The 12738-nt window shown below is 67.4% G+C and carries 8 protein-coding genes; 3 read left to right on the top strand and 5 right to left on the bottom strand.

Annotated features, from left to right (window positions below; genetic code table 11):
- Positions 1 to 24: 24 nt before the first annotated feature.
- The 5 genes from cobW to AC1DKD_RS19690 form a co-directional block, all read right to left on the bottom strand.
- Positions 25 to 1104 carry a cobalamin biosynthesis protein CobW gene (gene cobW / locus AC1DKD_RS19670; protein WP_477143598.1) on the bottom strand — a complete coding sequence of 360 codons (1080 nt, stop codon included), beginning with the start codon at positions 1102 to 1104 and terminating at the stop codon, positions 25 to 27.
- Positions 1105 to 1266: 162 nt separating this feature from the next.
- On the bottom strand, positions 1267 to 5415 hold the full coding sequence (locus AC1DKD_RS19675; protein ID WP_477143599.1) for a cobaltochelatase subunit CobN: 4149 nt from the start codon (positions 5413 to 5415) through the stop codon (positions 1267 to 1269).
- Between the two features lie 8 nt (positions 5416 to 5423).
- Positions 5424 to 5855 carry a DUF2149 domain-containing protein gene (locus tag AC1DKD_RS19680; RefSeq protein ID WP_441636446.1) on the bottom strand — a complete coding sequence of 144 codons (432 nt, stop codon included), beginning with the start codon at positions 5853 to 5855 and terminating at the stop codon, positions 5424 to 5426.
- Complete coding sequence (locus tag AC1DKD_RS19685; RefSeq protein WP_441636448.1) at positions 5855 to 6529, bottom strand: MotA/TolQ/ExbB proton channel family protein; 675 nt, start codon at positions 6527 to 6529, stop codon at positions 5855 to 5857. Before AC1DKD_RS19685 ends, AC1DKD_RS19680 begins: the two co-directional genes overlap by 1 nt.
- Before the next feature lie 520 nt (positions 6530 to 7049).
- Entirely contained in the window at positions 7050 to 7553 is a 504-nt protein-coding gene (locus AC1DKD_RS19690; RefSeq protein ID WP_441636450.1) for a DUF6630 family protein, read from the bottom strand.
- 539 nt (positions 7554 to 8092) lie between these two features.
- Here AC1DKD_RS19690 and AC1DKD_RS19695 point away from each other — a divergent pair.
- The 3 genes from AC1DKD_RS19695 to AC1DKD_RS19705 all read left to right on the top strand — a co-directional run bounded on the left by AC1DKD_RS19695 (position 8093) and on the right by AC1DKD_RS19705 (position 12072).
- Positions 8093 to 8260: a hypothetical protein gene (locus AC1DKD_RS19695; RefSeq protein WP_441636452.1), complete on the top strand. Its 168-nt coding sequence runs from the start codon at positions 8093 to 8095 to the stop codon at positions 8258 to 8260.
- Between the two features lie 195 nt (positions 8261 to 8455).
- Positions 8456 to 11212 (top strand): magnesium-translocating P-type ATPase, encoded by a 2757-nt coding sequence (mgtA, locus tag AC1DKD_RS19700; protein WP_477143600.1) that lies wholly within the window; start codon positions 8456 to 8458, stop codon positions 11210 to 11212.
- Between the two features lie 137 nt (positions 11213 to 11349).
- The gene (locus AC1DKD_RS19705; RefSeq protein WP_441636456.1) at positions 11350 to 12072 is read left to right on the top strand and encodes an MgtC/SapB family protein; all 723 of its coding nucleotides are present in this window, start codon (positions 11350 to 11352) and stop codon (positions 12070 to 12072) included.
- Positions 12073 to 12738 lie beyond the last annotated feature (666 nt).

Consider the following 12738-nt stretch of genomic DNA (forward strand, 5'->3'; position numbering starts at 1 on the left):
CGGGTGCCTGGGCTAGGGTCTGCCTCAAGCCACGCGCACGGCGCCCGCCAGCGCGGTTTGCAAGGCGGCCTGCAGGGCGGGCTGGTCAAGATCCTGCCCGATCAGCACGATGCGGGTGGACTGCGTCTCGCCCGCTTGCCAGCGGCGGTCGAAGTAGCTGTCGAAGCGGCGGCCCACGCCATGCAGCACCAGGCGCATGCCCTTGCCCGGCAACGCGGCGAAGCCCTTGATGCGGTAGATCGTATGGCTTTCCACCAGTTGGCGCAGGCCATCGATCAGTGGATCGCGGTCCACCTCGCCGAGCTCCACCACCACCGAATCGAACTCGTCGTGATGGTGGTCGGCGTGATCGGGATCGTCCGCCGAGCCGTGGTGGTCGGGCCGCAGGTGAATGCTCTCCTCCGAGGCACGGTTCAGCCCCAGCAGCAGCCCGATATCCAGCTTGCCGCCCTGCGCGCCGACGATCTTCACTTCGGCGGGGATTTCCGGACGGATCAGCGCTTCCACTTCGGCGCGCTGCGCCGCGTCGATCAGGTCGGTCTTGTTGAGGATGACGAGGTCGGCGGCGCCTAGCTGGTCTTCGAACAGTTCATGCAGCGGGGATTCGTGGTCGAGATTGGGGTCGGCCTTGCGCTGCGCGTCCACGGCGTCCGGATCGGCGGCGAACTGGCCGGCGGCGGCCGCGGCGCCGTCCACCACGGTGACCACCGCGTCGACCGTGAAGGCGCTCTTGATGCTGGGCCAGTTGAAGGCCTGCACCAGCGGCTTGGGCAGCGCCAGGCCGGATGTTTCGATCAGCACATGGTCGATGTCGGCGCGCCGCTCCAGCAATTGCTCCATCACCGGGAAGAATTCCTCCTGCACCGTGCAGCACAGGCAGCCGTTGGCCAGTTCGTAGAGCTGGCCATTGCTCTCGCCGGACTCGTCGCAGCCGATGCCGCAGCCCTTGAGGATCTCGCCGTCGATGCCCAGTTCGCCGAACTCGTTGACGATCACCGCGATGCGGCGGCCGCCGGCGTTTTCAAGGATATGGCGCAGCAAGGTGGTCTTGCCGCTGCCAAGGAAGCCGGTGACGATGRTGRCGGGGATTTTACGGGTCTGCATGGGCGGATTTGCGAATTCGGCGTTGGGGTTGAACCGGGGCTTGCGAAGCGATGCGGGCGTTTGGCAAGTTATGCACCACGCAGCCGGTAAGCGGCGGCGGTCCCGGCCGCTGCGAGGGGATCAGCATAAAGAGATACGGAGGTGCTGTCCACCGGCGCCGCGTCAGCTTTGCGCCGGTCCGCGCCGCCGGCCGCGCCACCACTCGGCGCCCGCGCCGGCGCCAACCAGCAGCAGCATCAGCACGGCGGCCCGGAGTGCCTCGCGGGGCGCAAGGCCCGTCAGGGGCGCGGGCGGCGCGAGCTTGAGCACGCGGCTTTCCAGCAAATGGCCGGTGACTGGCCCGGTGGCTGGCTCGGTGGAGGGACGCGGCGCCGGTGGCTGCGGCGCGGCCTGGCGCGCAGGCCGTGCCGCAAGCGTCTCGGCCAATCCCGCGCGTGCGCCCTGCGCGGCCGGCTCCCGCCCCGGCATGGCGCGCGCCAGCCGCTCGGCGAATGCGCGCAGCGTATCCGACGGCAGCCGGGCTTGCTGCCCCAGCCCGGCGATGTATTGCATCAGCACCGGATTGCCGCAGCTATTGGCCGAGCACGACAGTCCGTCGCGGTTGACCGATTCCACATAGCGCCGCGCCATATCGGCGCGCTCTTGCGCCGTGAAGCGATAGCTGCCCTGCCGGTCCACCTCAAGCAACCGTGCCAGGATGCCCTGCCGCGCGTGCGGGTTGCTTTGCGAAAAGAAGCGGTCCATGCCCAGCCCGTGCTTGTCGGCCACGTAGACTTCATACGTGTTCTGCCAGAAGCTGCCGCTCATCTGCTCCGGGCTCGTGGCCTGGAAGCCATAGAGATGCTCGATCTCCTTGAACATCTCGCGCGCGCCGGCATAGCCGGAGCGCTGCATGTTTTCGATCCAGCGCGGGTTCCAGTTGCGCGCGTTGAGCTCGGTTGCCAGCCAGGTGCGGGCATCGACAGTCTGCTCCTCGCCGGCGCGGCGCAGGTTGTGCAGCCAGAAGCGCGGCGCCTGCCCGCTGACCGCGCGCGTGGCCATGTTCAGGCCGCCGGCGTACTGGTAGGTATCGTCGTTGTCGAGCGCGCCGTACAGCGTGCTGGCGCGCGAGAACAGCACGGCCTGGTTGGACTTGAGATGGCTGGCCAGCGCCTGCGGCGCGGTTTCGCCCCAGCCTTCGCTTGAAAACGCGAAGTTCATATAGCGCAGGTATTGCCGCGCCAGCGCGCCCGGCTGTTCCCCGGCCTGCGGCACATCCTTGCTCTGCTCCACCATCTGCTGCACGCCGATGCTGTAGTTGCCGGGCTTGGCGRCAAACACGCGGGCGCGGGCCAGGCGGCCGGCCAGTTGCGGTTCCACGCCGGCCGCCAGCAGCGTTGCCCGCGCCTCGCGGTCGTGGCGGCTGATGGCGTTGTCGCCGGCGGCGGCGGCCAGGCGCGCGGCCTTGTCCAGCAGCGCCACCTTGTCGCCGAAACCGTCGCGGTAAATGCCGGAAATGGTGAACAGCACGTTCACGCGCGGGCGGCCGAGTTCGGCATCGGGAATCAGGCGCACATCCTCAACCACGCCGCGGGCATTCCAGACCGGCTCCACGCCCATCAGGTAAAGCGCCTCGCTCTCCATCGCGCCCTGGTGGCGTTCGGTCTCGCCGTACCACAGCACCATCGACACCTGTTCCGGCGCGGCGCCGGTTTCCTCGCGATAGCGCGCCAGTGTCTGCGCCGCCAGTTGCTTGCCGAGTGCCCAGGCGGCCGGCGTGGGGATCAGCGCGCCGTCGAAGGCATGCAAGTTGCGCCCGGTGGGCAGGCCCTGCGGGGTGCGAACCGGATCGCCCAGCGGCGCGGTCGGCAAGTAGCGGCCCGCCAGCACGGTGATCAGGCCGTCGAGTTCGCGGCGCGGCGATTCGCGCAACCGCGCCAGCCACTCCCGCGCCATCGACAACGCGGCCTTCGCCTTGTCCGCCAGCGGCTGCCCATCGCCGACGCCGGCGGTGTCGGGCTCGCGTCCCTCCACCAGCGCGCCCGCCCAGCGGGACAAGGTATCCTGGCCGATGCGGCGCGTCTCGCCCGCGTCAAAGGCGCTCCCCAGCACGGTGGCCAGCGCCTGCTGCTGGATATCCGGCGGTGGCAGTTCGCCTAGCGCATGGATGCCCAGCGGCACCGGCTCGGCCTCGACCTTGTGCAGGAAGCGGTGGATCACCGGCTCGACCTGCGCCCAGGGCGCGCCGAGGTCCAGCCCGAGCTGGCGGTCCAGGCCCAGCGCGCGGATCTGCGCCAGTGCCTGCAAACGGTATTGCTCGGCAAGTGCCGGAGAGCTGTCGGCGGCGGCTTCCTGCTGCTCGATCACTTCGTCCAGCTTCGCCAGCGCGTCCGGCCAGCCCGCGCGGGCGATCAGCGGCGTCAGGTGGCTGACCAGCACGGCCGCGCTGCGGCGCTTGGCCTGGATCGCCTCGCCGCCGCCGTCCTGGATGTAGTAGTAGGCGTTGGGCAGGTCGCCCAGCAGCACTTCGGCACTGTCGCCGCCGCTCTGCCCCACCYGTTTGCCCGGCAGCCATTCCAGCGTGCCGTGGCGGCCAACGTGGACCATCGCGTCGGCGCCAAAGGCGTGGCGGTACCAGAGGTAGGCCGCGATATAGGAGTGCGGCGGCGGGGTCACCGTATCGTGCGAGCTGTCCATCGCACGCGCGAACGTGGAGCGCAGCGGCTGGGGGCCGACGAACAGGTTGCCGAAGCGCAGGCCCGGAATGACGAAATCCTGCCCGCCGTGGCCATCGCCAACCAGCATCAGCGGATTGCGCTCCGGCGGCCCCCAGGCTGCCAGCACCGACTGGCGGAACGCCGCCGGCAAGGCGTCGAACCAGCGCTTGTACTGCGCCATCGGCAGCAAGCTGACCCTGCCGCGCGACACCATCTCTGCCAGTTCGCCGGGCGACCATTCTTCCATGTTGCGGCCGTTGCGTTCCAGCAGCGCGGTGAGTTCGGCCGTGTCCGGCAACGCGGTGCCGGTGCGGTAGCCGGCTTCCCGCAGGCGCGCCATGATTTGCACCAGCGACGGCAGCGTGGCCAGGTAACTGGCGCCGATATTGCCGCGGCCCGGCGGGTTGTTGTAGTAGAGGATGGCGATGCGCTTGTCCGCCGCGGGCTTGTCCTGCAGCGCGATCCAGCGCCGCACGCGGGCCACCGCGGCGTCCGCGCGCTCCGGCACGGCCCGGCTGGTCTTGGCGCCGCCCTCGTCCTCCAGCGTGGCGAACAGGATCGGCTCCGTGGCGCCGGCACGCTCGGGCGTGTTGAGCAGCAGCGGCAACCGCTCGCCGCCGATGCCGCGCACGTCCGCGCGCCACGCTTCCTGGCTGTCGCGCGTGGCGATCAGGTTGATGGCATGCAGGCCCCGGCGTTCCAGCCAGGACTTGTCTTCGGCCCGGCTGATAGTGAGGTTCAGCGTCAGCAGCGCGCGCAAAGGGCTGTGGCCGTCGGCCGCCAGCATCGGTTCCAGCCCGGACAGCGGCCAGCCAAACGCCGGCACCGCGCCGATGCCCTGGCGCTCCAGCGCCGCGATCAGGGCATCGATATGCGCAAGGTCCTGCTGCCGATAGTTGCTGGCGTAGAAGGCGATGCCGACCAGCGGCGCCTGTGCAGGCAGGCCGCCGGCTCCGCCGCCGCGATACCAGGCCAGGTAGTCCTTGAGCGTGGCGAAGGGCTGCGCGGCGCGCGGATGATAGATGCCGGCCGTGGGCAGCGGGCGCGGCGGCGGCACGGCGATGGCTTGCTCCCCGCGCACCGCGGCCACCAGCCAGGCCAGCCAGCCGGCCAGGTTGTCGGCGCCGCCGGCGCTCCAGTAAGCCTCGGCGGCCTGGTTACGCGCGGCGTCCATGCCGATGCCCCAGGCGGCCTCGGCGGAGGCGGCCGGCGCCGCCAGCACCAGCGCGCCGCGCTGCCGCGCCTGGCGCACAGCCGGTGCCACCTGCCGGAGCACGGCAGTTGGCGCGAAGTAGGCGTAGACGACATCGGCGGCGGCCACCTGCGCGGGATCGGGCGCCGTGGTGACGGCGTCGAGCCGCACCCTGCCCGGCCCCGCCAGTTCACGCAGGCGCGCCTCGGCGGCGGGCAGCAGATGGGTATTGGTAGTGATCAGCAACACGCGGACAGGGGCACGGCCGCCATCGGCTGCGGGTTGCACCAACCCCGCCGCGTGGGCTCGCCCGCACAGCAGGACAAGCGCGAGCAACAGCCAATGCAACGGGCGAGACCGGAACAGCGCATCCGCCAGCATCGTCATCGGTGCGAGGGACACCGTGAACGGCGTGCGCGGCATCGAACCCATCAACGCGCAGCCGGCGCCGATGCCGCCGGGACAGGCCGGGTGCCCGGCGCCGCGCCTTCCGGCACATACACCACGCTGCCGTCCGGCAACTGGTAGGCCACGCCCAGCCGCGTGCCCTCGCCGGTCTTTTGCTGCGCGGACATTTTGCTGACCTTGACCTCCCTGCGGTTCTTCTCCAGCAACTGCAGCTCGCCGGTCCGCGGGTCGCGCTGGACCATGGTGAATTGCGAATCGGGATTGAGCAGCTGGGTCAGGCTGAAGGCTTGCGTGAGCGCCACCATCAGGCCCACGGCAAAGACGATGGAGGCGTCGAACAGGTTGGCGACGCCGGCCAGCGGGTCTTCCCGGTGCACCGACGCCAGCTCGCCCTGCGCGCGGCGGCGCCGCACAAAGCGCCGGCGCCTGAACTGGTGTCCTTGACCCGCGTCCATCAGGCGTGCGCTCCGGCGAACTGCGCCGCGCCGCGAACATGCGCTGCCTCGGGCAAGGCCCGCAGCACCAGCTCGCACAGGTTTTCCATTTCCTTGAGGTCGACCCGCGCCCAACGTTCGCGGGTCAGCGTCAGCACGTAGGCGATGCCGCCCAGCACCAGTCCGCAGACCACTGCGCCGAAGCCAATCACCAGGTGATTGACCATGCCGGCCATGTCGCCGGCCAGCAGCGATTGCAGCGCCGGCCCGAGCGGGATGATGGTGCCGGCCAGGCCCAGCATCGGCGCGATGCGAACCAGCGTGCGGGTCAGATCGAGCCGGTTGGCCACGCGCATTTCCTCGCGTTGCAGCGTTTCATCCAGCCACAGGTCGAGGTGTTCGTGCGAATCGAGCCGGGCCAGCCGTGCTTCCAGCATGTCCCAGAATCGGGCGAGCGAAGGCGACAACGATGCCGCGCCCAGATGCGGCCGCGTGCCGTTGCGCAGGCTGGCGGCCAGCGCATTGGCCAGCGCGGGCAGATCGCTGGCCGGCGCATTGGCGCGGCGGCGCGACTGCACCAGCAGGCTGCCGAGATCGGCCAGCGAAAGGACAAACAACGCCAGCAGCGCCAGCGCGACCGGCCAGAAGAACGCCGTGGAAAGGCGGTAGAAAATCTCGGTGACGGCGCTTTCCATCGTGATTGGCGGCTAGGAGTTGATGCGGATTGGCGAACCGGGTGAGGGCCCTGGCGAGCCCCGGCGCAGCATTGTACGTCGGCGCCGGCGCGGCGCAATCACGCACGCCGGGGTAAGTGCCGCTCCCAGGCAAAAAAGCCAGGCCACATTGCATGGCCTGGTTGGCAAAACGGCAGCAGGGGGCACTGCTGCCGGCGGGTATGAGATGCCGCAAGGGACACCTCGGCGAACAGGTTAGCGCCTTGCGATTGTGGTAACGCGAGGGGACTGACGCGGCTTGCCCGGCGCCCGCCACAATGTTGTCCTCAAGGGAACGGCGCGTGCTTCGGTGGGAAACGATAAGAGCCAGGCCGAACGCATCCGGCGGATCGTGGAGGAGGCTGGCTTTAGCTGCGCGAGCCAAGGTCGGCGAACGGGAAAGCCGACGGCAATGCGCAACGCGCGCAAATGTCAACAAATGTGAATGCGAGCGACATTCGCGCCGCGGCCCCGTTTGCAAGTGCGGGGCCGCGGCGGCGGCTCAGTAGGTTTCGTCGGCGGGATCGATCATCAGGTGCAGGCGGCTGGCGAGTTCAGCCAGCGCGGCCTCGTCGCGGCTGCGGATCATCCATCCTGCGTAGGCATCGGCCTGTGTGTCCCAGCACCACAAAGTAAAGCCCGCCGCGCGCAATGAAGCCTGCGCGATGGCCATCAATTGCGGCACATCGTGCCGCGCGAGAAAGGCACTTGAAAGCGGATCGGTCACGCCCCAGCCGACACGCACGCCGACGCGGTCGCACAGAGCCTGCACGCTGCGGACCAGGGCGGCAGTGTCCTTCCATTCCACGTAGAAGCCCGCCGCATGGCCGATCGCCTCATTCAGGGGCCACAGCAGCATTTGGCCGTCGCAGCCTGTTTCAGCGCGCGCTAGCGCCCGCTGAAACGAGGCCCAGTATTCTTCCGCGGCATCCTGATCGTGCAAGGAAATCAGCAGGATCAACTCACGCAAGGCAGCCTGCGTTTCACTTGGGAGCACTATGGTCATAGACTTCTTGCTGGTTGAGGAACACAGGAAACCGAAGGGATCCGGTGCGTGCAGGGCACAACGCGATGCCGCGCGGATCGCAGCCCCCTATTCTGACAAAGGTTGGTGCGAGGCGCCATATGAAAGCGCAACGAGATCGCACCCGCGGACACGCCGGCGTAGCGGCGCACGGTCCGAACGGCATGAAATTTAGGACTCGTCTTAGCGCGCGACGAAGCCGGAAGAAAAGGGTTGCCAAGCGCGCATCGCCTTTGCTACGCTTCGCCCCGTTATCGCTACGGAGTCATCTCCATGGACAGTTGTTCTAGTTGGCCTCCGGCCAAACTCTGAACGGCTAGGCAAGTCCAGGCGTCTTATCGCCACTGCCTAGCCGATACCGGCGGGTAGTGGTCCGTTGCACGGGTTCTCCGTGCGACTCCCTCCCAGTTCGTTGCAAAAGCCTGCGGCTATCCAGCCACGGAGCGCGCTCGTCCGCGCCCCGCGATGTGGTACCCGCCCCTGCCAGCGCGCGCCTTCGGGCCATCGCGCAAGGAGGCCTCATGCCGTCTCTCCTCATCGCACAACACGCCTTGCTGGCGCTGCAGATGCTGCGCTGGCACGCCGGCCGCCCCGGCCGCGCCGCCGTGCTGCTGCTCGCACTGGCGCTGCCGCCGGTCTGTCCTGCCGAAGCGCGTCATGACGACGCGCACCGCCCCCCGCCGGGCTAACGCTCGCACCCTGCCTGGCGCCGCATTGCCGGCACGCCGGCTCGCACCTGCATACGAGCCCTGGCGAGGCTGGCCTCCCACGCTGCCCCCCATTTTCTTGCACTTGCAGTATCCGTCCATGGCGGCGCCTCGCCCTAGCCGCCCCGATCACGCATCGCCGCCCGGCTCGCCGGGAACCACTGGAAAACCGCACCGATGAACCTGATGAAAACGCTCTTCGTCGCCTTCCTGCGCACGCGCCGGGCGACCCACCACTTCCGCCGGCTGGCGATGTTTGAGTCGCTGGGCAAACCGGGCCCCTCACGCACGGTGCCGGAGCAACTGGCGCAATCCCTGAAGCGCGCCGCCAGAGAAGACGTGCCTGACGTGCTGGTACGGATGCGCTCGCACGAGGACGGCCTGACCGGCGCCGAGATGGAGGAACGGCTCAAGCAGTTCGGCCCCAACGAAGTCGACCATGAGAAGCCGCTGCCTGCGTGGCTGCACCTGTGGCATTCCTACAGCAACCCGTTCAATCTGCTGCTGACGCTGCTGGCGGTGATTTCCTATTTCACCGAGGACATGAAGGCAACGCTGGTCATCGGCACCATGGTGACGTTGTCCACCATCCTGCGCTTCGTCCAGGAACGGCGCTCCAACCAGGCCGCGGAAAGCCTCAAGGCCATGGTCAGCACCACCGCCACGGTGATCCGCCGCGACCTGGCCGCCGGCGTTGCCGCCGTCAGCGCGGAATACTTCAACGTGCACGTGCACTCCCGCCCGCCGGCCAGGATCGAAGTGCCGATCCGCAAACTGGTGCCGGGCGACCTGGTAGCGCTTTCCGCCGGCGACATGATTCCCGCCGACTGCCGCATCATCGCCGCCAAGGACCTCTTCATCAGCCAGGCGGCAATGACGGGGGAATCGCTGCCCGTGGAAAAATTCGCGGAACTGCGCGACCGGCAGGACAGCCCGCTCGAACTCTCCAACATCGTCTTCATGGGCACCAATGTGGTCTCGGGCGCGGCCACCGCCGTGGTGCTTGCCACCGGCAACCAGACCTACTTCGGCACGCTCGCCGCGCGCGTCACCAGCACCGAACGCTCGGCCACCGCCTTCCAGGCCGGCGTCAACCAGGTGAGTTGGCTGCTGATCCGTTTCGCGCTGGTGATGGCGCCGCTGGTGCTGCTGGTCAACGGCTTCACCAAGGGCGACTGGATGCAGGCCTTCCTGTTCGCGCTATCGGTGGCGGTGGGCCTGACGCCGGAGATGCTACCGATGATCGTCACCTCCACGCTGGCCAAGGGCGCGGTGATGCTGTCGCGGCGCAAGGTGATCGTGAAGCGGCTCGACGCCATCCAGAATTTCGGCGCGATGGACGTGTTGTGCACCGACAAGACCGGCACGCTGACCCAGGACAAGATCGTGCTGGAGCGGCATACCGACGTGCTCGGCCGCGTGAGCACCGACGTGCTCAAGCACGCCTACCTGAACAGCTACTACCAGACCGGGCTGAAGAACCTGCTTGACCGCGCGGTGCTCGATCATGTGGAGTTGCAAAGCGAGTTGAGGCTGACGCAGCATTACCGCAAGGTCGATGAGATCCCCTTCGATTTCGAGCGGCGGCGCATGTCGGTGGTGGTGGCCGAGCGCGAGGACCACAACGAGCTGATCTGCAAGGGCGCGGTCGAGGAAATGCTGGGCATCTGCTCGCGCGTGCAGATCGATGGCACGGCGCAGGCGCTGGACGCCGGTATGCTGGCACGCGTGCGCCAGGTGACGCACGACCTCAACGAGGAAGRCTTGCGCGTGGTGGCGGTGGCGATGAAGGAAACGCCCACCACGCAGACGCAGTACGGCGTGGCCGACGAATGCGAGCTGACCCTGGTGGGCTACATTGCCTTTCTCGATCCGCCCAAGGACTCCACCCGCCCCGCGCTGCAAGCGCTGGCGGAACACGGCGTTGCGGTCAAAGTGCTGACCGGCGACAACGAGCTGGTCACCGCCAAGATCTGCCGCGAAGTGGGGCTGCCCGTCACGCGCGTGCTGCTGGGGCCGGACATCGAGAAGATGGACGCGCCCACGCTGGCGCGCGCGGTGGAAGAGCACAATGTGTTCGCCAAACTGTCGCCGCTGCACAAGGAGCAACTGGTGCTGGCGCTGCGCGCCAACGGCCACGTGGTTGGCTTCATGGGCGACGGCATCAACGACGCGCCCGCGCTGCGCGCTGCCGACATCGGCATCTCGGTGGACAGCGCGGTGGATATCGCCAAGGAAGCCGCCGACCTCATCCTGCTGGAAAAGAGCCTGATGGTGCTGGAGGAAGGCGTGATCGAAGGCCGCCGCACCTTCTGCAATATGCTGAAGTACATCCGCATGACSGCCAGCTCSAATTTCGGCAACGTCTTCTCCGTGCTGGTGGCCAGCGCSTTCMTKCCRTTCCTGCCSATGCTGCCGMTGCAACTGCTGGTGCAGAACCTGCTSTAYGACGTYTCGCAGATCGCCATCCCGTTCGATCGCGTGGACAAGGAACTGGTCTCGCGCCCGCTGCGCTGGAACCCGGGCGATATCGGCCGCTTCATGGTGGTGTTCGGCCCGATCAGCTCGATCTTCGATATCACGACCTATGTGGTGATGTGGTACGTGTTCGCCGCCAACAGCGTGGAGGCGCAGGCGCTGTTCCAGTCCGGCTGGTTCGTGGTCGGGCTGCTCACGCAAACGCTGATCGTGCATATGATCCGCACGCCCAGGCTGCCCTTTATCCAGAGCCGCGCGGCCTGGCCGCTGACCATTGCCACCGTGGCGATCATGGCGGTGGGCATCTGGCTGCCGATGGGACCGCTGGCGGCATACTTCAAGCTGGAGGCATTGCCGCCGGGCTATTTTCCCTGGATGATCGGCATCGTGCTGGGTTACGCCTTGCTGGTGACGGTGGTCAAGCGCTTCTATATCCGGCGGTTCGGGTGGCAGTAAGCGCCCGGCGGCGCCCCCGCCACCCTTGCGGGGGGCGCCGCCCGTGACATCAGGATGACACCTGGCGGGCGTAAAAGCAGGCAAGACAGAATGACAGGTACCAAAAACAATAACTTTCAAGACCGGGGAAAACCATCATGTCCCTCCAAGCTTTCCAGAACATCAACCTGGACTCGCTGCTCGACACCACCGTCAGCCTGACCACCGCCTTTGTGCTGGGCGCGGTGATCGGCTACGAGCGGCAGATCCGCCAACGCACCGCCGGCCTGCGCACCAATGTGCTGGTGGCGGTGGGCGCCGCCATCTTCGTCGACATGGCCAACCGCATGGCCGGGCACGACGGCGCGGTGCGGGTGGTGGCCTATGTGGTGTCGGGGATCGGCTTCCTCGGCGCCGGGGTGATCATGCGCGAGGAAGGGAATGTGCGCGGGCTGAATACCGCCGCCACGCTATGGGGATCGGCGGCGATCGGCGCCAGCGCCGGTGCTGACCTGATACTGGAGGCCGGGCTGGGGTGCCTGTTCGTGCTGGCCGCCAATACGTTGCTCAGGCCGGTGGTTAACCGGATCAACCAGCAGCCAATGGATACGCCTGCGGTGGAAGTCACCAATACGGTCTATGTGATCGCGCCGCGTGCTTCGCAGAAACAGGCCTTGCGGTTGCTGGAGCAGACGCTGGAGGCGGGGAATTATCCAACGCGGGATCTTGAGGTGCGTGCGTTTGGGGATAGCGATGTGGAGATTGAGGCGGTGTTGACTTCGACTTCCGTCGATGGGGATGTGTTGGATCGGCTGATGGCGCGGTTGGCTGAGGCGGAGTTTGTTCATCAGGCGTTTTGGAGTCCTAGTACTACGGATTGAGAGGGGGGGTTCTGAGGTTCTCTGCAGGTTCTCTGGGGTTCTCGCTGTTTGGTGTTCGGTGTTGGCTTTTGGACCCAACAGCGTACGACATCCCCCTGCGGGGGACGCCGGTCACTCTTCTTTGCTTCGGCAAAGAAGACTAACGAGAAGAAAGCCGACCCTGCCGGGGGCAGAGCCATCAGGCGATTCGGCGGCAGTGATTCCGTCGTACGGGCAGTGGCTTCGGCTGGCATGCTCTACCGGCTTTAACGGCAGCACGACTGCATGACCCAGTGGTTTCGTGGTGCGGCCCCCGATGGCGGGCGCCGTGCCCATTCGGCCATCTGCCGTTCGCGATGCAACGGGCTGCGCTATCTCATGCTTTGCTGGTTTCGTGGTTTTGTCTCTGACGGCAAATACCCTGCCATTCGACACCCTGCCGTACCGGCGCTTGCCTTGACGGAATACAGCCGTCCTCGTTTCGTGGTGGGCCCCTTGGCCCGGTCAGCGAACACGAAAGAATCTGACGATGGTGTTGTGCGGTTCACTACCATGACATGCGCGAGGCCACGGGCGACTGAGCGCGGGCCACCGCGCCCACCACGAAACCCATCATTGCGAAGTTGCGCGGCGCCCGTCCCTGCGAACGGCAGGGACCGAACAATCACCGCGCGTGCCGCCAGAGAC

It is taken from the genome of Cupriavidus sp. 05T313, from assembly GCF_056396665.1.